This window comes from Bradyrhizobium sp. NBAIM18 (genome assembly GCF_020193825.1).
Taxonomy (GTDB): Bacteria; Pseudomonadota; Alphaproteobacteria; order Rhizobiales; family Xanthobacteraceae; genus Bradyrhizobium; species Bradyrhizobium yuanmingense.
In genome coordinates, this window is record NZ_JADYVO010000005.1 from 328,053 (window position 1) to 348,461 (window position 20,409).

Here is a 20,409-nt window from a genome sequence, read left to right on the forward strand (position 1 = left end):
TTTCCCGATGGTAAGAGCGCTGGCATGGATGGTGACCCCTGTTCAAGCAGTCCTGGTTTTCGCGTGGCGTCGCCGTCACGTCCCGAGAGGTTCAGTCGGCCGCCGCCAAGATACGCAGGCGCTTCAATCGAAACTTCATCGGAAACTGACTAAAGTCGAGCGGAAAGAAACCGTTGCCGGTGAAGTTCGCGGAAGTTGTTCCGACAGCCAGATTGGCCGCGATCTGCGCTCGTGCCGAGCGGTTGTAGGTGAAATTGCGCGCCCAGACCAAAATGCCGTCGATGTAGTAGAAGACCTGATCGGTGGACCAGATCGCCTGAACCTTGCGGGTCTTCAGCCCCATGTTGTTTCCCACCACGTATTCACCGTTATGAAAGGCGGTGTTGCGATAGATTTCGCTCGTAGGTTTGCCATTGGCGGGGCGATGGCAGTTTGTGCTCAGGTTGGACCAGTAAACGAACAGGTCAGTCATGTCGATTTCCGAGGCGCTGTCCTTGGGAGTAGGCATGTCGGTCAATTGATTGAAGTCACGAAATAGCCAGAAAGCCGGCCATGCGCCGATATCGGCGGTGTCGGGCAGGTCGCATTCCAGTTCGAGGGCGATCCAGTCACGTCCGAACTCGCCAGGCGTATAACCGAGCTTTGACCATATTTGCCCCGAATGGATCGGGGGATGGAAGAGGGCTGTGCCGTCCGCCGGCATGGTGACGCGCCCGCTGAGTGTCACTGTTTGCGGCGAGGACGTCCGGTCGATGGCGACGACTTTGACATTGTTGTTGGGATTGGTGTCCTGCCGGATCATCTGCTGTCCCACGCGCACTCCGGCGGGGATCATCTCGAAGGTGAGTACACTGTTGTTTTTGACCTCGGCGGCGACTTTCGCCAGCCAGATCGGCTGCGAGGTGACGAACAGGCCCTCCGTGACGCTGACGCTGTCGTTGACGGTGATACTGTCGGCCGTCTTCGAGACGATCGGCCGATATTGACGGTCATTGTAACCGAAGGTGACAGCCTGTCCGATCTCCAGCCCCTCGGTATCGGCGAGCGGAATCATGGCGGAAATGCCCTGATAGGCATCGGACCGCTCCATCATTTTTGAAGGCATGAGGAAAAGCCTCTGCCCAGCCTGAGCAGTCACCGGATGGTTGAGAGTGATTTTGTTGCCCTCGCGTCCCGTCACCCAAGTCAGGACGACACTAGACTTGCGCTCATGCGTCACGCTGCCGTTCCGGCTGGCCGAAAGGCTCAGCCATTGCATGGAGCCATTCGCCGCCCTACCGAACGAGGGGCCGCCGGGATTATCGAGGCGGGGATAGGTGATCCAGTAACTGCCGGGGCTGACTCCCTTGACGGCGGCAATGCCGAGCGCCCTCAGCCGCGCATCGGCGTTCACTCGGTCGACGAGATTCTGCGCCAGCGTCCGATAGGTAGAAGTTGCGCTTGCGGTCTCGCTAAACGTGATCCCCTCCCGGCCGATGGCCGAAAGATCGAAGCTCAGCGTGACATTGTCGCCATCCGCCAGTTTGCCGCGGATGCTGCATCCCAGCGTGACGTGCTGGTTTTCGAGCTGCCGTTCTCCGAAAGAAACGACCTGCCCGACGAAGACGGCGCTTGCGTCCGAAATGGCGAGGGTCCGCGAACCGGCCGTATTCGCAGTTACGGTGACCGCCGCGAGACCGCCGCCATGCGGGAGCGTCGCGGTCAGTTCCAGCGCGTCCTCGGCGAAAACGAAGTTTTCCCTTGAAGAAAAGGGCATGTAGCGCTGGTTCTCAGTATTGATCGTCGCGGTCGGCGACCTGAGATTTGCCGCCCAGTGGTTGAAGAAGGAAGCAAGGCTGTCAGCATCGGCGATACGCGTGGCTCCACGGGGTGCTGCGCCCGTTCCGAAGCTATAGTCGGCGAGAGGGGTGTAGTTCTCGACGGCAGCGTCAAACGAGGCCGTGAAGTTCGGCTGACGGGCATTCGCTCGTCTGGCGAAATCGAAGCCGAGCCCGATTCCGGCGCCGTAACCCAATGCGAGAAATCGTCTTCTGGTCGCCTTCATCGCCCAGCTACCGGTTGTCGTTTCGTACTGGAATCTGGCCACAGCATACTATCTGACAGCCTCATCGCTTAGGGTCTAACCCGCTTCAATGCTCGGGGGATCTGCATCAGGCGGCAGTCTTCACGGGCAGCCAACGCTGTTCTCTTATGTTGATGAATCCCCAGAAAAATCCCGATGCCCATGAAAAATGCATACATGCCGCAGCAACACCGGCCAGCAGCCCGCAGACGGATTTGTGCTTGAATGCGAGCAAAAGCGACATGGCCGTCAGCACGACCAAATACAGGAACGGCCAGGCAAGAGCCAGCCAGCTTCCTGCGATAAGCGCGACAAGTAACGAAACGATCGTAAGTACGAAATGGGCCGGCACCACAATCTGGCGCAGTCGCATTGCATGAGGATGTCGGCGCACAGTTCGCGAGCGGCCCTTGCCATAATTGAAATACTGTTTAGCGAGGCTGCGGAACGTATTGCGTGGGTGATATTCTAGGCGGATATCTCCGTCGAGAAAGACCCTTCCACCGCGAGCATTTAGCCGACAGTCGAACTCGGCATCCTCGTTATGGCTGAAGGTCTCGTCATAACCTCCGTTATCGAGGAAACTCGACAACCTGAATGCTGCGTGATGGCCATGGTCGACCAAGCCACTGCGTTTGCCGCCGCGATGCGCCGACCCGCCGGATCCTAAGGGAGTGTCTGAAACCCAGGCCACAGCCTTCTCCAAGCAGTCGCGCCCAATTGAATCCATCGGGACCACGACGGAGTCCGCGCCGGTATTGATAAGTGTCGTGAGCAATTGCTCGACGAAGCGTTCAGGATAGTGCGCATGTGCGTCGCAACGAACCAGCACGTCGGCCTGATTGCACCATTGCCGAGCAACCAGATTGACGGCTGCACTTTGCAAGCGCTTTGGGTTGTTAATGACGTTAACGAAGGAAAATATCTTACCCTGTTCCTTGGCTAACGTGACTGTTCGGTCCGCGCTACCTCCGTCAGCGACGACAATCTGGAGATTGGTTAGTCTGGCCTTTTCGCGAGCAAGCGAAGCAATAACGGCAACGATCGTCCGCTCTTCATTCAACGTCGGAATCACGACGATTATCTTGGAGTTTTGCCGAACCGTCTCTGAAAGGGGGGTGTGATGATTCATGATCTGCGTCGTGCGGTCAAAAGAAAGATAACGTAATCCGTTCGATAGCTCCTCATCGCAAGTACGTACACTCCCTCTCTAGCATGCTCGAAGGAGCAGCTATGTGAACAGTCCGGATGACTCGTCTTTCCAACGGAGCAATGCCGATTGCAATCGTCCAAGCTGCGCTTGACCTTTGGATTGAAGCCAGCCGGGGACAATATCCGTCGACCTGACGAGCTTCATGACACGGTCGGGATGAATGCCCAAACCAAGAGCAGAGAATGGCTTGAGAATGCCTGCTGCAGCCTTCACGGCCGGCTCGGGAATGAGAAACTCGCGCGCATTTGGAAAGGAAGTCGATCGGAACGCGGTTACAATATCCTCAATTGTGTAGCGATCCGGATAACATGCGTTGAACAGCACGAAACGCTCGGGGGACGATCGGGCAAACTCAATGGCATCAAGCAAATCGCCGACGTAAATGCAGGCTTTCACGGTGTTCTTTCGTCCCGGGTAAACGAAGAAACCCTTCTGGAGGAGCCTTGCAAGTCGCGTGAAATTGCCGCCTTCGCCCTTACCGAAGACCACGGCAGGTCTCACGATGGTCAGCCTGCGACTGCTATCTCCGTCGAACCAGTTTTGATGTATGCGCTCTGCGAGCGCTTTGGAGTGCCCATATGAGGAGGCAGGCTCTAACGGAGTTTCTTCTGTCTTTACGGACTCGCCAGGTCCATACACGGAAATCGAACTCGTGAAGATGATTTCAGGAACGCTATGCCGCGCCGCGAAGCTGGTTATCTCCAACGCGCCGGCGACGTTCGTCTCGAAGTACTCGTGGTCCGCATGACCGGGGGTGGTATGGATCGCCGCCAAATTATATATCCGCGAAACGTCGAATTCTACGTTGACGTCGTGCAGGTTGCGCACATCGACAACCCGGTACGTGACTCCTGGCAGCCTTTCCTTGGGATGGTTGAGATCGAAAGAGATGATGCTGTTCGCGCCTTCTGAAACAAGGCGGCGAAGCAAATGGGTGCCGATAAAGCCGGACCCTCCAAAGACAACAATTGACTTAGGCATTTCAATGTTCCGATCTGGAGTTAATAAGCCCTAGCCTGCCCGAGGCTGATCAAAGCAGTCCGTATGACAATCAGGATGTCCAACCACAGCGTCCAATTGTTGATGTACCAGAGGTCGAGTTCGACGCGCTTCTGCATCAAGTCGAGCGTACTGGTTTCTCCGCGATAACCATTAACCTGAGCCCAGCCGGTGATGCCCGGTTTGACGTGGTGGCGGAAGGCATAATTGCCGATGATCTGCTCGTATTCGGTGTTGTGGGCGGCCGCGTGCGGGCGAGGGCCGACCAGCGACATCTCGCCTTTGAGCACGTTCAGGAGCTGCGGCAGCTCGTCGATCGAGGTCTTGCGCAGCCACTTGCCGATGGGGGTTACGCGCGGGTCGTTCTTCTGCGCCTGTTGGATCGTCGGGCCGTCCTCGAGCACGCGCATGGTGCGGAACTTGAAGATCCTGAACGTGCGCCCGCCGAAGCCGTGGCGGGTCTGACGGAAGAACACAGGCCCCGTCGATGTCACCTTGATCAGAAGCGCGGTCACCAGCATGACCGGGGCGAACACAAGCAGCGCGAGGCAGGCGCCGACGATGTCAAGCGCGCGTTTGAGCGCGCGTTCGCGCAACGTGAGCGGGGCGCGGCGCAACTCGGCGGTAAGGGTGCTGCCGGTCCCGACTAGCGGGTAGCGCAGGAAGCGCGCCGTGTTGGCGTCCGGCACCAGATGCACCGGCAAGGGCAGGATCTTTAGCGCGTCCAGAATACTGTCGATCGCATGCTGCCGGCCCCAGTTCATCAACAGGAATATGTGCTCGATACGATTCTCGCGGGCGTAGGTGATCAGTTCTTCGAAGCGCGGCGCCAGCGAGGAGAGCAGGAGCGGCGAAGCGAGCTCCTTCGCCGGGATCTCCATCACCCGCATCAGGCGGTAGCCGTGCTGGCCGAGGTCTTCGACCGCGTTGGACGAGGTGGCAAGGCCGAATTCGGCGATCATAACCGCGCGCCCGTTGGCAAAGGCGCCGGTGCGTAAGGCATGCGCGGTCCAGCGCGCGGCCACGCTCTTCCAGGCGAGCAGGACGGCGAGGCCGACCAGATAGAACGAGATCGTGGCGCCGCGGGAGAACTCTTCGCTGACCTTCATCGTGAACGCGATCGCAAGTAGCGCGCCGAACAGGCCGGTCCACGTCGTCAGTGTCATCCGAAATGTGCGCGGCAGATCGGTGATGATTTTGAGGCGATAGCCCTGCTGCACTAACGTTAGAAGGATGAAGTTTATAGCGACCAGGACGCTAGCCGCTGCGTAGACGTTGGCTTTGCCGACGGTGCCTGCAGTGGACAAGAGATAGCCGACCGCGCAGCCAATTCCGCAAATAACGATCAACGCTCCATCAATTACGGCCATCGAGCGTTCAACAACCAGCGGACGCAGCCAGCTGGGCGAAAAGCCCGCAGATGTTGATGCAGTTTGCTCGACCACGCGAATTCCCGTCGCAGAATCAGAGACGGGCACAGGGCGGATAGTAACAATTGTCATTCTGCCAAATCCATTGACGCAAAATTTATTGCCCGAACAAGCCGTGCTATCGATCAAAGACGCTGGTAAAACAATGTTAAGGGAAAATTAACCTTACCCCGGTCGCATTGTAGCTCACCTCACATCAATTGATATGCCAAATTTACAGCTTGCTAGGAGGTTCTTATTGCCAACGAAATCCCGGCGGCGGATCCGGCCGAGAGGGAATCGTTACCTAGCCATTGGCCTTGCTGCCGTGGCATTCGTGGGTACTGTGCTTCTCCTTCTGCCCGACAAGCCTTTACGAGGGCCGACGGCTTCCATAGGCGTGGCGATTAAGCTCTTCCTGGACGGGACACCTAGCGCACGGTTCGCGGGCGAGCTCGCCGCATTCAAGCAGGGGTTTTTCTCCTCTCGTATTGAAGTGTCCGCCGAGCCCGGCGATCCTGACTTCGTCCAGACGGTCGCACGCCAACATGCCATCGGCGTGACAAGTGGCCAGAAGTTCTTGCTGGCGAGCTGGCGTGGTGTCCCGGTGACCGCTTTCGCTGCGAGCTTTCTCGACACCTCTGTGGCGATCTTCACGCTCCAAGCCTCGGGATTGCGGCGGCCAGCTGATCTGGTCGGAAAGCGAGTTGGATACCGCAGAGCAAGTGAGGGAGACGCTGTTTTCGATGCCATGATGGCGCAGCTCGGGCTTCCCCGCAGCCAAATCACCAAGGTCCCAGACCGCGACAGCTTCGAAGCCCTGAGGGCCGGGGAGGTGGATGCGATCATTGCCGCGATTGACGATCAGCCTGATCCTTCCAGCTCGACCTTCTTGAAGCTGAATGTCATCAAGCCGCAGGACTACGGCATCCATGTACCGGGCCAGGTCTATTTCGCGAGCAATGATCTCATTCATGACAAGCCGTCCGTAATCGCCGACGCTCTTAAGGGGCTCATTCGAGGATGGCAATTCGCCTACGCCGACTATGCAAGGAGCGTGCCTGTTCTTGCCGTCGGCGGTCAGGCCAGGTTGAACCCCGAACGGCTCAAATTCGAGCTCCAGCAGCAGCGCTCGCTCGTGCTGCCGACGGGCGGCCGTATCGGAGACTACGACGAAAGCCGCTGGCGGACGCTTCGGGATGTCCTGCTTTTCGCCAAGCTGGGTGAAGAGGATGTACCGCTGGCACAGGCGGTCAACTACCAGTTTCTTCGGGATGTGTACCGCCGTTCACCCGGCCTCGCTGTTCCGGGCGCCTGGAATGAGGACAAGTAGGACCAAGAAGCCACACCTGCGCGCCATATCGACCTAAAAAGCTCTCGGCCGCCCGGCAGCGGTTGCTTTTCTGCCGGCAGCGTTGGTAAATTTCGTCAACTATTTGGGCTGGCCGCGCGGCTCACCAAGGCGCTTCTATTAACTGGGATGGGGCGGGCGCGACGGGAAGCCGCAGGCTCGAGGAGCTTTTCGGGATGTTTAAGACGTTGATGCGAGCGGGCCTTGTTGCCGTCGCGGTTACTCTGTGCGCAGCGAGCGGAGCTAATGCCGCGATGCAGATGGCGGCACCGGCGGTCCTGCTCGCGGGTCAGGGCCAGGTGACGCCCATTACGTTCTGGGCGCAGCCGTACCCGTACCGCTATGTGCCGGTGCGCCGTTGTCCCTTGGTGCGCGTCGAGACGCCTTATGGTTGGTATATGGACCGGGTTTGTACGCCTGTCGGTGCTGTCCTGCGCCGGGCGTACTAGGTTGAAGTAAGCCGAGCGGCGGGCCGTTTTCAACGATCTTTCAAGGCAGCCGCAGAGCCGATGCGGCTGCCTTACTCGTTTCTGTTTCACTGTGTGCTGACCTTTTATGCGCGCAGCGTAGGTTCACCATGAATATCTTTGTCGGGCCGGGACAGGCTGTCGCATGGCGAAGATTGTGTTAGCTGTTTGGTGGGACTGCATCTCACAGAGGTGATTGGAGCGTGTGTTTTCCTCCGCCCTCAAGCGATTTCAGGTAACTTTGATAACCCAAACTCCGTCCATGCCTGAGCGGCATAGTCGCCCGCCAGCACGAGCTGGGCAAGGCGGCCGACGTCGAGCAGCTTTCGGGGAGTGCCATCGGGACGCGAAGTGTCGAAGCTGATCGCGCCGCCATAGCCGACGATGTCGGCTTTGGCGCGTGCGAATTCAGCGATGGCGATGTCCTCGCCGACGCCGATGTCGACCAGCTCGGCGCCGGAATAGGGTCTTCATCAGGTACAAGCAGGCATCGGCCATATCGTCGACGTAGAGAAACTCGCGTCGCGGTGTGCCGGTGCCCCACACCACGACGTTCTGCGCGCCCGAGACCTTCGCTTCGTGGAAGCGGCGGATCAGGGCGGCGACGACGTGGCTCATTTCGGAGTGAAAGTTGTCGCCGGGGCCACAGAGGTTGGTCGGCATCACGCTGATGAAGTCGCTGGCATACTGGCTGCGATAGGCCTCCACCATCTTGATGCCCGCGATCTTGGCCATCGCATTGGCTCGTTGGTCGGCTCCAGCGGACCTGTGAGCACCGGCTGCGGCGCCAGCTTCGGATAGATGCAGGACGAGCCAAGCAACATCCGCTTCTTGGCGCCGTTCTGATGCGCAGCCTGGATCACGTTGGACGCGATCGCGACGTTGTCGTAGATGAACTCGGCGCGCAACGTGTCGTTGGCGACGATGCCGCCGACCTTCGCCGCGGCGTGGAAGATCACCTGCGGCCGCACGCGCGCGAACCAGTCGAACACGGCGGCTTGATTGCGTAGATCGACCTCGCGCCGGTCAGCTGTGACGAGCTCGACCTCCTCGCGTGCCAGCCGGCGCACGAGCGCGCTGCCGACCATGGGCCGCGATGGCCGGCGACGTAGACGCTTCTTCCCTTCAGTTCAAACGGTGCGCTTGCCATGGGCTGCGTCCTTGTTCGCCTCGGCGAGATCGTTCGCCACCATCTCCTCGACGAGCTGGCAAAGCTCCGCTTCGGCCTCCAGCCGAGCACCTGCCGCGCCTGCTGGCATCGCCGACGAGGAGATCGACCTTGGTGGGTCGGAAATAGGAAGGATCGATCTTCACAACCGTCGTGCCGCTCTTTGCGTCGACTGGCAGCAGCTCAGGCTGCTGACCGCAGCAGATGTTTGTGACCGACCTTCTCGGCTATCCAGCTCGATCTCGCGGCATCGAGACACTCATCATCGTGCGATGCTCCTTGCCATTCAAGCCGCTGACCTGCTGGTTAGGTCGGCCGGCGAGAAATCTCTTCGGCTGATGGCGACCGGAAGTAGTGTACTTGAATAGCCTTCGGCACACCCCGCCGGCTATCCAAATTAATGAACTCGCAGCCGCTCGTACTCGGCCGCCCTGGCACTTCGTTAGCAGTTCAAATGCAGCGCGGTATTGGCCTAGGTTGATCGCTCTTACCGCCAATGCACGAGCGAGCACGAGTTCTCCTAACGCAAACTGTCGAGCGAGGTTAGGGTGTGACGGGAGGAATTCAGCTTCGACCAATCTGCGCGAGCGCATCATCTGAGAAAAGTCATCGGACATTGAGCCAGCTGAGATCCGATATCCAATGAGATATTCCGGTACCATTCCTATTTCATGCATATCAGCAATCTGAAGGTAGAGCTTCCAATCTTCACAACCTTGTGCCCCGCGGGCCCGCAGCGTTTCGTCAAACCCCTCAGCCGCTATTACGGCTTCCCTCCGGATCAAGGCATTACTAGCGCTTATCACGACGTTGCCAAGGCACATCTGCGGAAGTATTTTACCTTCAAGCCGGCACGGTGGAGCGGCGCCCGTGATAACGCCCGATGGGTCGATCCAGCAGCACCATGCGTAGACGAGTGCAGTATTGGAACCCCTCGATGCAAAGCGTTCCATCTGCCGTTCCAACTTCGTGGGATACCAAAGATCGTCGGAGTCGAGCGTCGCGACGAAGTCTCCCTTCGCCTCGGCAATTCCTCGATTGCGGGCCGACGCTACGCCACCATTCTGTTGGTGGATGTAGCGAACTCTCCCGTCGTTCTTGATGAGCTCCGCCGCAATCGCCTTTGTGTCATCTGTTGATCCATCATCAACAATGATTACTTCGATATTCCGATAGGTTTGATCTAGCGCGCTCTTCACGGTTTCGCGAATGGTGCTGTCGGCATTGAACGCCGGTACGATCACCGAAATAAGCTGGTCAATTACGCAATACAAAAAGGCTCTCGGGCGGCTTTAATGGTTAACTTGAATTGAGCTGTACTATGAGCGGCAATCACGTAAGGTCTTATCGGAAAAACCGACATCTTACTCTGAGCATAGCAATATAAGGTAAATATCTGAGTACTATTGAGGGTTAGGCTTAGTGATACGCAAAGGCAAGAACATTCTAGTTACTGGCGGCGCGGGGTTTCTCGGCTCTCATTTGTGTGAAAAGCTGCTTCGCGCCGGACACGACGTTCTCTGCGCAGACAATCTGTACACCGGTTCAAAGGAGAACATCAGAGGATTGCTGAATTCGGCACGGTTCGAATTCCTGAGGCACGATATTACCTTTCCGCTTTACGTCGAGGTGGATGAAATTTTCAACCTGGCGTGTCCTGCTAGTCCGATTCACTATCAATACGATCCGGTCCAAACGACAAAAACCAGTGTGCACGGCTCGATCAACATGCTTGGCTTGGCCAAGCGAGTAAACGCAAAAATCCTGCAAGCCTCCACATCAGAAGTCTACGGCGATCCGGAAGTGCACCCGCAAGAAGAATCTTACTGGGGTAGAGTGAACCCGATCGGTCCCCGATCTTGCTACGACGAAGGCAAGCGCTGTGCTGAGACTCTGTTCTTCGACTACAGACGTCAGCACAACCTTTCAATTAAGGTCGCGCGCATATTCAATACTTATGGCCCGAGAATGCGTCTCAATGACGGGCGCGTCGTTTCGAACTTCATCGTGCAAGCGCTCACAAACCAGCCGATCACGATTTATGGAAACGGCACTCAGACTCGATCGTTCTGCTATGTTGATGATCTGATCGACGGACTGTTGCGCCTGATGGATACTGGTGACGACATCACGGGCCCCGTCAATTTAGGCAATCCGGCCGAGTTCAGTATGATCGAACTCGCCGAACTTGTGATAGAGCTTGTCGGATCGAGCTCCTCTATCGAATTTCAGCCGCTTCCAATCGACGATCCCCGGCAGCGGCAGCCAAATATCGATCGTGCACGCAGAACCTTGGGATGGTCTCCATCCGTGCAACTCCATGACGGCCTAGCGAAGACTATTGCCTATTTCGATGGTTTGCTGCGCTCTGAAGGACGCGTGCAGTGAGATGACAAAGACGGTGATTATTACGGGTGGCGCGGGTTACGTGGGGGCGCACTGCGCCAAGGCTTTCGCAAGTGCGGGCTGGAATGTCGTGACGATGGACAATCTATCGCGGGGCTGGCGCGATGCCGTCCGATGGGGCCCCTTGGTCGAATGCGATATTCGAGATTCAGACAGGGTACGTAGTGCACTGACGACCTACAAACCGGATCTGGTGGCGCACTTCGCCGCCTTTGCGTATGTTGGAGAGTCAGTAACAGAGCCGGCGATCTATTATGAGAACAATGTGGCCGGTACACTCGCCTTGCTTGGAGCGATGCGCGCGTCCGAATGCTCTCGCATCTTGTTTTCCAGTACCTGCGCGAGCTATGGCATTCCCGAATTTGTACCGATCGACGAGAGCCATACGCAAATGCCAATCAATCCTTACGGCTGGAGTAAGATGATCGTCGAGCGCATACTGGAGCACTACAGCGGGGCCTACGGCTTAGCCTCTGTTTGCTTAAGATACTTCAACGCCGCGGGCTGCGATCCGGATTGTGATATTGGTGAACATCACGAGCCCGAGACGCATGCCATTCCCCTGGCGATCGAAGCTGCTCGCAATCCGCTCCGTCCGTTCACGGTTTTTGGAACAGATTTTCCTACGCCTGACGGAAGCGCGATCAGGGATTACATCCATGTGGTCGATCTTGCACGAGCACATTTGCTTGCTGGTGAGATGTTAACGAGGAGAGACGGAGCGTTCGTTTATAATCTTGGTACGGGGGTAGGTACCAGCGTACTTGAGTTGATAGGTACGGTAGCTCGTGTCACCGGGACCGCGCCGGCGGTACGGTATGGACCGCGCCGAGAGGGGGATCCACCGGAGCTCGTTGCATCGTTCGCCAAAGCTGCAGCAGAGTTAGGTTGGCAACCGACCCACTCGGAAATCAGTTTCATTGTGGAGACCGCGTTGCGCTGGCGCGATCATCATTTTGCCACCCAGAGCGCAAACCGTTTGAGGAACAGTCCACCGACCCGACGATGCTGAGGCCGGTGAGACTCTGTGCCGGAGCTTGGCGGACCATGAGGAACGAGCTCTGCTATGTTTCTTGAAAGCCTTCGCTTCCTTTTCGGACGCGTGAATAAGACGGATGCAATCCAGTTCGGACTGAGGGGGCTGCTGTTGCCATCCCGCATCAGGCACCTTAGTGGACCTGCCCAGGTCAATTCTGGGCCCCGCGACGTAACAATAATCAGCGTGGTACGAAACGGCGAGCCCTGGCTAGAGTCGTTTTTGACTCACCATAGGGCCATAGGCGTTAAACACTTCGTTATCCTGGATAATGGATCGACCGATTGTTCAATCAGTATGCTCGCCAACCAGGCCGACGTTACGCTGCTCTCGAGCTCCGTTCCCTACCATGCTTATGAAAACACAATGAAGCGCTATCTGGCGAACACTTACTGCCGTGACCGGTGGTGCCTGTGCGTAGACGTGGACGAGCAGTTCGACTTTCCTGGGTCGGCTAGACTGCCTTTGTCCGCTTTGATCAACTACCTCGACGGAAGGGGTTTCAATGCTGTGATCACCCAGATGCTCGACATGTTCAGCGACAGGTCAATTTCTGAGGTGAAGATACAGCGAGGGATCGATCTGCGCTTGCAGTTTCCGTTCTACGACGTGTCAACGATCGACAAGTCTCCCTACACCTTCGGAGCGGTTAGCAACCCCGAGATCATGACCCACCACGGCGGTATCAGGAAGAAGGTGTTCGGCACAAACAATGGTCTTACCAAGGTTTCGCTTTTTCGAATGGACGGACAGATCAAGCCATTCGTTGCCTGGCACCACGCACTGAATGCCAGATTGGCAGACATTTCGTGCGTTCTTCTCCATTTTCCGTTCGTTGATTCTTTTTATGCAAAAGTGGCTGACGCCGTCCGAACCGGACGATACGGCTATCTAACGAGTGATGAGTATTCGAGTTATTGGGCAGGATTGCAGAGGCTGCCCGGTCTCTGCCTGAAGTTTGATTCGGCAAGTAAGCTTTCAACTGTCGATGAGCTGCTCGACAATGGCTTTTTGGCTACTTCGAAGGAGTATCGGAATTGGCTATGTAAGAACACGCGTGTACCTGCATGAGCAAGCCAGCAGATGAACAAAGTAATGAGCCGCCTGGACGACAGGTGTATATTCGAAGTCCTCGCCGACCGAACTTTCGCCCGGACTTGGGTGATTGCGTATGACCGCGTTTTCCCCGTTTCGTCGCATCGCAAGGTCTTGCCGCTCCCAACTGCTGCGGCTCGTTGCTCAGAGCCCCTCTTCAATCGGTCGGCTATTGCCGCGTCGCTTTTGGACGCCTCCGCCCGGAACCATTGATTTCGGCGATTTTGGAAGGACGGAACCGATCAGCGTCGACTTCGGCTTCGACCGCGGGCTCCCGATCGATCGTTATTTTATCGAGCGCTTCCTTGAGCGCAATTCATCAATTGTCTGCGGCAGAGTGCTCGAAATCGGTGACAATGAGTATACCCTTCGGTTCGGCGGCTCGCAGGTGGAGAAAAGTGATGTTCTCCACGTCGACGCGACGCATCCAGCCGCTACCATCGTCGGGGATATTTCGGTCCCTGGTACTTTGCCGAACCGGGCTTTCGATTGTATCATTCTCACGCAAACGCTGCATCTGATCTTCGATATGCGCGGGGCGTTGGCGGAGCTTGCCAGGGCTCTCAAGCCGGGCGGAACGCTGCTCATTACAGTGCCGGGGATTTCTCCCGTTGATCGAGGGACCTGGGGCCGCACTTGGTACTGGTCCTTAACTGAGAATGCACTTGAGCGACTGCTGGCCTCGGTGCTTGCGGAAGAAGGCATTGAGGTCGAGACGTTCGGAAATGTCTTTGCTGCGACGTGCTTCTTGCAAGGACTATCGCTGTCGGAAGTGCCGCCGGCCAAGCTTGACGTGCTCGATAAAGCGTTTCCCCTAATTGTCGCTGCCGCAGCAAAGAGGCTGCCCCAATGATACCGCTGCCGATGCGAAGGTTAAAGCGATCAATTGAACGGTGGATCTCTGGCGCTGACCCGATCATACTCATGTATCACCGTGTGGCAGACATTCCGGTCGACCCCTGGGGGCTTGCGGTACATCCGGTGCGCTTCGAGAAGCAGATCACGCGTCTTAAGCGCTCTCGACGTGTCGTACACCTCCACGAATTGCTTGACTTGGAGCGGAGCCGTACGCCCTCGGAAAAGCCGCTTGCAGCAGTCACCTTCGACGACGGCTATCATGATGTCTATTTGAACGCTCGGCCGATATTGCAGCGGCTAGATTGCCCGATGACGCTGTTCGTAACTACAGAGATCATCGGCACTGCCAGGGAATTCTGGTGGGATGCTCTGGCGCGGGTCCTCCTTGAAGCCGAATACTTGCCAGATAGTCTGACGCTCCACGTCGGGGGCAAAGATTGCCACTGGCGGGTCCCCCCGTTCTCGAATCTTCAAGGGCGAGACCGCGTCTTTCGAGAGATTTGGGGAGCTTTGCGAGTTCTTCCACACCAAGCTCAGAGGCAACTCCTAACGAAGATCGGTATATGGTCGTCCTGCGATCTTTCAGCTCGGGAGATGCATCGGGCCATGACAGCTCAAGAGGTTCGCAATATCTCGGACGACTTGATCACGATCGGGGCGCACACGCTGACGCATCCCACTTTGCCGGCGCACAGCGCAGACATTCAGTTCAGGGAGATTGCCGACAGCAGGCGAGCCTGCGAAGAAATCACGGGTACTGCAGTGCGGGCCTTTGCCTATCCGTTCGGCGATCATAGTGATGTGACTGTCCGAGCAGTCAGAGAGGCCGGTTTCGAACTTGCTTGCACGGTGGACGCTCGCTCTGTCGGACATAATCCCGTTCCCCTGACGTTGCCACGGATCTACGTGGGAAATTGGGAGGCCGACGAGTTTCAAATGAGGATCGAGGATCCCTCGCTATGACAGGAAGTCTAAAGCGAGTCACGATCGTCAGGCGTCGGAGCGGCTGGTTCGACCTTGACTTGCGGCGCGCATGGGGACATAGAGATCTTTTATTTCTGTTTGCCCTGCGCGACATCAAGGTTCGGCATAAGCAAACCTTACTTGGCCCCGGTTGGCTGGTGCTTCAGCCTCTTGTGTGGACGGCTGTCTTTACAGCCACGGTCAGCGGTGTCGCCGGTGTGTCGACAGCAAATCAGCCGGCACCACTATTCTATCTTTCGGGGCTGATCGCGTGGGCCTATTTCTCACAGGTCATCCACGCTACCAGCCAGGTCTTCATCGAGAACGAACACATCTTTAGCAAGGTCTACTTCCCCCGCATCATTGTCCCGTTGTCGTCACTGATTTCGAATGCAGTGGCGCTCCTGATTCAGTTCCTCGTAGTGCTTGCGTTCCTCATCGCATTTCAATGGCTCGGAAAGGCCGACGGTCTCTCATGGCGCATTGTCGCATTTCCAATGGTCGTTCTGCACCTTGCGGCCTTTTCTCTTGCGATAGGTCTCCTCCTTGGCGCGTCAACCGCGAAGTACCGCGATCTGGCCTTCATGACGCCGTTCCTAATCCAGGTCTCGATGTTCGTAACCCCGGTGCTCTATCCTTTCTCGGCTATTCCAGAACAGTTTAGGGTGCTTGCGAGCTTCGCCAATCCATTGACAGCCATCGTCGAGGAAGGCCGTTGGTGCCTCCTAGGCGAATCGATGCTCTCGCCGGGCCAGCTCCTAGCTTCCCTTTTCACAACGTCTGTCGCTCTGGGATGTGGTGTTCTGCTTTACCAGCGCGTTGAGCGCACGGTCATGGACACGATCTGAGATGCGGCATCAACTAGCAATCGACGTCGAAGGTCTTTCGAAGCGATATCGCCGAGGCGCCATAGGCATGAGCTCGTTGAAGGAGGAAATCCATTATTTTCTTGATCGACTTCGAGGTAAGCGGCCCGCACGGCGGAGCGGCGAGTTCTACGCGCTTCGGGATGTAACCTTCTCGATTCCGGTGGGAAGTGTTTGTGGGATTATCGGGCGGAATGGCTCTGGTAAGACGACACTTCTCAAAGTGCTGACCTCGATCACCGAGCCAGATGAGGGAGAGGCCAGGCTTAGGGGGCGAGTCGGCAGTCTTCTTGAAGTGGGCGCGGGTTTTCATCCTGAGTTGGACGGGATCGAGAATATCTATCTAAACGGCGGCATCCTAGGAATGAGCAGGTCTGAGATCACATCGAAGCTTGATAGAATTATCGAGTTCGCCGACGTGGGAGCGGTGATGGAAACGCCGGTCAAGCGCTATTCCTCCGGAATGTATGTCCGCCTCGCCTTTGCAATTGCTGCGTATCTCGAGCCGGATATACTGTTGGTTGATGAAGTTCTGGCGGTCGGCGATGCCGACTTTCAGCGCAAATCGCTCGCCAAAATGAAAGACGCTGCAGGTGAGGGGCGAACCGTGCTGTTCGTCAGCCACAATATGGCGATGGTCCGCCAGCTCTGTGATATGGCCATCTTTCTGGAGGAGGGGTGCGTGAAACAGATTGGCCCGTCCTCGGCCGTCATCGATCGCTATCTGCTTGCATCCACGCCACAATCGGTTCAGGTGCAACGCACTGAGACCGATGCTGTTTGGGGGGAGCTCCGTGTTGTAGAGCCATCGACTGAGACTGTATGCCCTCATCTCAAATTTGGTGGAGACTACGATTTTGTATTGCGGTTAGGAGCTAAGCAGCCGTTCAAGCGTGGCGTCGCGCAAGTCAGGATACTCGATCAGGAGGGAGTGCTGATCTCATCTCTGGAAAGCCTCGCGGAAGGTGTCGATCAGTTCGACATTTCGGAGGTCGTTGAAGTCGTGTTCAGCGTACGCTCGTTAGGCTTGTTGCCGGGGACGTATCTTGCTGGTTATTCGCTCTATGCCTGGGGTGAAGAAGAGGCGAGATTGTCCGCGGAGGCTTGTCTAAGCTTTGAAGTCATCCCAGCCACCGTGAATGATGCGTATTGGCCGTACCTACGAGAGCATGGCATCGTTCGGTTGGCCCATTCGGCAAACCTGCGCTACCCGCTTCTTAGTCCGCAGCTCTCAGACCCGGCTGGACTGGCCAGTAGGCCTGAAGGGCTTCCGCCCGTGGAGTAGATGATGCTTTCCGACGCGCCGAAGGACACGTTCAAGCAACTCGTAGGGGAACATCAGAAAGCCGTAGATGACTGGGTGCGTATAGCGCCACATCGAGCGATCGATGGCTTCATCGATCCGCGGCTCCGTCACCCCCTTTGATCTCAAGTAGCGTTTGAGCCATGACAGATAGTACAAGCGCACAGTTCCGTACTGCCCTTCGCGGCGCACCGTGGTGAGACAGGAGGCTCGGTGTTGTCGGTACTTGAGCCAAACATGGCTGGAAAAGAAGACAGGCGCTTCCAGGTAAAGTTTGGAGAAGCATCCCTGGTCTTCATAGGCTTGTTTTTCGCCGGTAAAGTGCTCCTCGAATCCTCCAATGCGCGCAAGGATATTGGCCCGGATCATGACGTCAGAGGGACATGGTGCGTCTGCCTTCCCAAGCGGATAAAGCGCGAGTAGGGCCTCGGGCTGCGGAACGGGGCGATCGAAAATGTGTCCCGTCGGGATCAGGAAATCGTGGTCGCCCGTCCAGCTCCCCCAATAAAGTACCGCGCCGCAGACCATGCCCAGCTCGGGATGGTCTCGCATGATCCTCACCTGATCGACCAGCTTGTTCGGTTCCCAGACATCATCTGCATCGATGAAAGAGATTAGTTCGCCACGCGCTGCACGTATTCCAAGATTCCTGGTCGCGCTCATTCCGCGGTTCACGTGACCGGCGTGCTCCAGGTATCTAACTTTCTCGGGATATCGCCTAGCGTATTCCATAGCCGTTTCGCTGCTCTTGTCCGTCGAGCCATCGTCAACGAGCAAAAGCTCCCAGTTGGCATAACTTTGAGTAAGCACGCTTTCCACGGCTTCCGCCATAAAAGTCTCAGCGTTAAAGAAAATCATAATGATGGAAACAAGGGGATCAGATAGCTGCACCGCTTGGTCCTGTGGATGCTCCGAAATCATCTCTTACCAAAATCGCCTTGAGAAGTGAAAGCTTTACTGAGGGGTACGATTGCAGCGGCCAACAACTTTGCCTGTGAATTGTACGCCTCAAGAATCTTGGGAATTCATTCGAGTGGGTCGCAAATCGGACATCGCGTGTTCGGTTCGATCGTTCCGAAGTGGCATCCATGAATTGAGACACTCACGTTTGTGCCAAGATGATAGACCTTTAGCACGGTCCTCAAAAGGCCGCGCGCTAAATCGCTCGAAAAGCCGCCTCTTTTCGATCGGATTCCTAAATCACGCCTTGTCGCAGCAAGCACTTCTTGGATCTTGGAAGTCCGGGTCGCGTCTTGGATGCCAGAGATGTAGAGGTCAAAATCGCGGCGCGACTTCGCAAACAGGTCCTCGGGCACATTTGGGTGGCTCGCCCGAGCATAATTCATAGTCAGTTCGTACGATCGCGTCATTTGTCGCACATTTCTCGACATCGTCTGGGGAAGTTGACGGTAACCCACGAGAAAGGCTGGTGAGAGTACGGCGCGCGCGCGCTCGGCAATCTGGAGGTACAGCAGCCAGTCCTCGCATCCTTGCGCATTGGCTGCGCGGAGGCCTGGGTTCCAGCCGCCGATCTGTTCAAGCAGCGTCCTCCGAATAAGTGGAACGCTTGAATTGCCTATAAAGTTGCCAACAATAAGCGGCTGGTAGATATCCCCCTCGAGGCGACTTACGTAGCAGCGTGTTATCTTCGAGTCGGCGTCAATGTCGACAAACCAGCAATAGTCCAGCCCGACGTCGTTGGGCGCTTTGAGCAGATTGGCGACTTGCCGTTCGATTTTAGTCGGGTGCCAAAGATCGTCCGCATCAAGCGGGGCAATTAGGGAGCCTTTTGACCTAGCAAGAGCGGTATTTCGGGCAGCCGCAACGCCCGAATTAGATTGACGTATCAGGATAACCCGGGGATCTTGGTCACTGAATTGAGACACGATGTCTGGTGTCTCGTCGGTGGACCCGTCGTCGACCACGAGGATCTCAAGGTCGCCGTACGTTTGCTGCTGCGCAGCTTCAAGGGTCTCGCCGATCGTTTGTTGTGCGTTGTAGGCAGGAATAAGAACGCTGACCAATGCCATGATGGCAGCCCTTTAGCCGGTCCCATCGGGAGCTAGGCACATTATCCATATCATCCCGGATAGTCCCGGCAACTTCACTGTTAGGGTAACCAGCGTAGCCAAGTAGCCTTGGCTCGCTTTTCGAGCTATTCTGCGGACCTAAGGAGAAGCACTGCCATTACATTTATTCTCGAGCGGTAGCGGCTGAGAGATGCTGCTTTTTCAATCCAATCGTCCGATCCTTGAAGAGCCTCATGACGAATTCCGTCGCACTTGTAATCAATACATACCAGCAGGCTCATTTCCTCGCCGCGTCAATAGAAAGCGGTTTAACGCAGACGGCGCCATTCGACGATATCATAGTCGTCGATGATGGATCGACCGACGACCCTGCATCCGTTGTTGCACGCTATCCAGGGGTTAGGCTGATCACCCAGCCCAATGCTGGACTGGCAGCGGCGCGGAATACAGGGCTCAAGGCGTCAACATCAACGTACATCGTCTTCCTCGATGCAGATGATCTGCTCATGCCAAATGCGGTCTTCCTTGGCCTGGCCAGTCATGCACTTAACCCTCTCGCAGGTCTGGTCTATGGAGCGCATCGTCGGGTCGGACGGCGAGGTGAGCCATTGGGAGGAAAAGTCTACTCGGAAATCGGAGTCGACGCTTTCCGCACCCTTTTGACCGGTAACGCCATCGGGATGCATGCTACTGTGATGTACGACCGACAGAAGTTGCGAGACATCGGTGGATTCGACGCGTCCTTACCTCGTTGCGAAGATTATGACGTCTATTTCCGCATGGCGGCGAAATATCCGATCCACTCGCATCCAGAGATCGTTGCTCTCTATCGCTGGCACGGACAGAATATGTCCGGAGATCCATCTGTCATGCTGAAATGGGTCCTCCTCATCAATGATCGCCAACGGGCTCACACGACCAATACTTTGCTCCTGGAGGATGAACGCCTCCTCGGACGGCGAGTGTGGGTCAGATACTACAAGGATGAGATCGTAAGTGACCTTAAAAGTGGCTATCGATCGCGAAGTGCGCTTCTCTCCTTCGCGCGAAGCCTCCGTTTCGGAAAGATCGCCGCGCTAGAAATGGGACGATGGTTCATCCACCGAGTTCGAACCCATATACGGACGCCGGGCAAAATCGCCTTTCCATAGTTCCATAATAACGCGTTGAGGGCCGGCATCCT

At 56.6% G+C, this 20,409-nt stretch carries 17 protein-coding genes and 2 pseudogenes; 10 read left to right on the forward strand and 9 right to left on the reverse strand.

Annotation, left to right across the window (positions count from 1 at the left end):
* Window positions 1–91: 91 nt before the first annotated feature.
* The 4 genes from I6F17_RS14610 to I6F17_RS14625 all read right to left on the reverse strand — a co-directional run bounded on the left by I6F17_RS14610 (window position 92) and on the right by I6F17_RS14625 (window position 5,719).
* A complete protein-coding gene (locus I6F17_RS14610) occupies window positions 92–2,044 on the reverse strand; it encodes a hypothetical protein (RefSeq protein WP_225130588.1) in 1,953 nt (650 codons plus the stop codon).
* 106 nt (window positions 2,045–2,150) lie between these two features.
* Window positions 2,151–3,194, reverse strand: coding sequence for a glycosyltransferase family 2 protein (locus I6F17_RS14615; RefSeq protein ID WP_225130590.1), 1,044 nt, complete (start codon window positions 3,192–3,194; stop codon window positions 2,151–2,153).
* A gap of 99 nt (window positions 3,195–3,293) precedes the next feature.
* Window positions 3,294–4,256 carry an NAD(P)-dependent oxidoreductase gene (locus I6F17_RS14620; protein WP_225130592.1) on the reverse strand — a complete coding sequence of 321 codons (963 nt, stop codon included), beginning with the start codon at window positions 4,254–4,256 and terminating at the stop codon, window positions 3,294–3,296.
* A 20-nt stretch (window positions 4,257–4,276) separates the two neighbouring features.
* Window positions 4,277–5,719 (reverse strand): undecaprenyl-phosphate glucose phosphotransferase, encoded by a 1,443-nt coding sequence (locus tag I6F17_RS14625; RefSeq protein ID WP_225130594.1) that lies wholly within the window; start codon window positions 5,717–5,719, stop codon window positions 4,277–4,279.
* A gap of 223 nt (window positions 5,720–5,942) precedes the next feature.
* On the opposite strand from I6F17_RS14625, the gene I6F17_RS14630 reads away from it, so the two are divergent.
* Entirely contained in the window at window positions 5,943–7,016 is a 1,074-nt protein-coding gene (locus I6F17_RS14630) for an ABC transporter substrate-binding protein (RefSeq protein ID WP_225190432.1), read from the forward strand.
* Between the two features lie 194 nt (window positions 7,017–7,210).
* Window positions 7,211–7,483: a hypothetical protein gene (locus tag I6F17_RS14635; protein WP_225130596.1), complete on the forward strand. Its 273-nt coding sequence runs from the start codon at window positions 7,211–7,213 to the stop codon at window positions 7,481–7,483.
* Between the two features lie 202 nt (window positions 7,484–7,685).
* Here I6F17_RS14635 and I6F17_RS14640 read toward each other — a convergent pair.
* From I6F17_RS14640 to I6F17_RS14650, 3 genes and pseudogenes are all read right to left on the reverse strand, one after another.
* Window positions 7,686–8,651 (reverse strand): annotated as a pseudogene (locus tag I6F17_RS14640) (GDP-L-fucose synthase).
* A pseudogene (locus I6F17_RS14645) lies at window positions 8,632–8,830 on the reverse strand (GDP-mannose 4,6-dehydratase); the annotation flags it as partial. The pseudogenes I6F17_RS14640 and I6F17_RS14645, both read right to left, overlap by 20 nt.
* A gap of 66 nt (window positions 8,831–8,896) precedes the next feature.
* On the reverse strand, window positions 8,897–9,943 hold the full coding sequence (locus I6F17_RS14650) for a glycosyltransferase family 2 protein (protein ID WP_225130597.1): 1,047 nt from the start codon (window positions 9,941–9,943) through the stop codon (window positions 8,897–8,899).
* 151 nt (window positions 9,944–10,094) lie between these two features.
* Here I6F17_RS14650 and I6F17_RS14655 point away from each other — a divergent pair, with 151 nt between their 5' ends.
* From I6F17_RS14655 to I6F17_RS14685, 7 genes are all read left to right on the forward strand, one after another.
* The gene (locus I6F17_RS14655; RefSeq protein ID WP_225130657.1) at window positions 10,095–11,057 is read left to right on the forward strand and encodes a UDP-glucuronic acid decarboxylase family protein; all 963 of its coding nucleotides are present in this window, start codon (window positions 10,095–10,097) and stop codon (window positions 11,055–11,057) included.
* A 1-nt stretch (window position 11,058) separates the two neighbouring features.
* Entirely contained in the window at window positions 11,059–12,087 is a 1,029-nt protein-coding gene (gene galE / locus I6F17_RS14660) for a UDP-glucose 4-epimerase GalE (RefSeq protein ID WP_225130598.1), read from the forward strand.
* 54 nt (window positions 12,088–12,141) lie between these two features.
* Window positions 12,142–13,182 carry a glycosyltransferase family 2 protein gene (locus tag I6F17_RS14665; protein ID WP_225130599.1) on the forward strand — a complete coding sequence of 347 codons (1,041 nt, stop codon included), beginning with the start codon at window positions 12,142–12,144 and terminating at the stop codon, window positions 13,180–13,182.
* A 100-nt stretch (window positions 13,183–13,282) separates the two neighbouring features.
* Entirely contained in the window at window positions 13,283–14,059 is a 777-nt protein-coding gene (locus I6F17_RS14670) for a methyltransferase domain-containing protein (protein WP_225130600.1), read from the forward strand.
* A gap of 71 nt (window positions 14,060–14,130) precedes the next feature.
* Window positions 14,131–15,027 carry a polysaccharide deacetylase family protein gene (locus I6F17_RS14675; RefSeq protein WP_225130601.1) on the forward strand — a complete coding sequence of 299 codons (897 nt, stop codon included), beginning with the start codon at window positions 14,131–14,133 and terminating at the stop codon, window positions 15,025–15,027.
* The gene (locus I6F17_RS14680) at window positions 15,024–15,875 is read left to right on the forward strand and encodes an ABC transporter permease (protein ID WP_225130602.1); all 852 of its coding nucleotides are present in this window, start codon (window positions 15,024–15,026) and stop codon (window positions 15,873–15,875) included. The genes I6F17_RS14675 and I6F17_RS14680 overlap by 4 nt, the downstream gene beginning before the upstream one ends.
* A gap of 67 nt (window positions 15,876–15,942) precedes the next feature.
* Complete coding sequence (locus I6F17_RS14685) at window positions 15,943–17,178, forward strand: ABC transporter ATP-binding protein (RefSeq protein ID WP_225130603.1); 1,236 nt, start codon at window positions 15,943–15,945, stop codon at window positions 17,176–17,178.
* Here I6F17_RS14685 and I6F17_RS14690 read toward each other — a convergent pair.
* Together I6F17_RS14690 and I6F17_RS14695 are read right to left on the reverse strand one after the other, a co-directional pair.
* Window positions 17,125–18,117, reverse strand: coding sequence for a glycosyltransferase family 2 protein (locus tag I6F17_RS14690; protein ID WP_225130605.1), 993 nt, complete (start codon window positions 18,115–18,117; stop codon window positions 17,125–17,127). The genes I6F17_RS14685 and I6F17_RS14690 overlap by 54 nt on opposite strands.
* A 104-nt stretch (window positions 18,118–18,221) precedes the next feature.
* Window positions 18,222–19,226 carry a glycosyltransferase family A protein gene (locus tag I6F17_RS14695; protein ID WP_225130607.1) on the reverse strand — a complete coding sequence of 335 codons (1,005 nt, stop codon included), beginning with the start codon at window positions 19,224–19,226 and terminating at the stop codon, window positions 18,222–18,224.
* A 233-nt stretch (window positions 19,227–19,459) separates the two neighbouring features.
* Between I6F17_RS14695 and I6F17_RS14700 the strand changes: the two genes are divergently transcribed.
* Complete coding sequence (locus I6F17_RS14700) at window positions 19,460–20,377, forward strand: glycosyltransferase (protein WP_225130609.1); 918 nt, start codon at window positions 19,460–19,462, stop codon at window positions 20,375–20,377.
* Window positions 20,378–20,409 lie beyond the last annotated feature (32 nt).

Excerpts from the sequence above, each read along its gene's own strand:
- I6F17_RS14610 (WP_225130588.1), bottom strand. The coding sequence starts at position 2,044 with ATGAAGGCGACCAGAAGACGATTTCTCGCATTGGGTTACGGCGCCGGA.
- I6F17_RS14615 (WP_225130590.1), bottom strand. The coding sequence starts at position 3,194 with ATGAATCATCACACCCCCCTTTCAGAGACGGTTCGGCAAAACTCCAAG.
- I6F17_RS14620 (WP_225130592.1), bottom strand. The coding sequence starts at position 4,256 with ATGCCTAAGTCAATTGTTGTCTTTGGAGGGTCCGGCTTTATCGGCACC.
- I6F17_RS14635 (WP_225130596.1), top strand. The coding sequence starts at position 7,211 with ATGTTTAAGACGTTGATGCGAGCGGGCCTTGTTGCCGTCGCGGTTACT.
- galE (WP_225130598.1), top strand. The coding sequence starts at position 11,059 with ATGACAAAGACGGTGATTATTACGGGTGGCGCGGGTTACGTGGGGGCG.
- I6F17_RS14665 (WP_225130599.1), top strand. The coding sequence starts at position 12,142 with ATGTTTCTTGAAAGCCTTCGCTTCCTTTTCGGACGCGTGAATAAGACG.
- I6F17_RS14670 (WP_225130600.1), top strand. The coding sequence starts at position 13,283 with ATGACCGCGTTTTCCCCGTTTCGTCGCATCGCAAGGTCTTGCCGCTCC.
- I6F17_RS14675 (WP_225130601.1), top strand. The coding sequence starts at position 14,131 with ATGTATCACCGTGTGGCAGACATTCCGGTCGACCCCTGGGGGCTTGCG.
- I6F17_RS14680 (WP_225130602.1), top strand. The coding sequence starts at position 15,024 with ATGACAGGAAGTCTAAAGCGAGTCACGATCGTCAGGCGTCGGAGCGGC.
- I6F17_RS14685 (WP_225130603.1), top strand. The coding sequence starts at position 15,943 with ATGAGCTCGTTGAAGGAGGAAATCCATTATTTTCTTGATCGACTTCGA.
- I6F17_RS14690 (WP_225130605.1), bottom strand. The coding sequence starts at position 18,117 with ATGATTTCGGAGCATCCACAGGACCAAGCGGTGCAGCTATCTGATCCC.
- I6F17_RS14695 (WP_225130607.1), bottom strand. The coding sequence starts at position 19,226 with ATGGCATTGGTCAGCGTTCTTATTCCTGCCTACAACGCACAACAAACG.
- I6F17_RS14700 (WP_225130609.1), top strand. The coding sequence starts at position 19,460 with ATGACGAATTCCGTCGCACTTGTAATCAATACATACCAGCAGGCTCAT.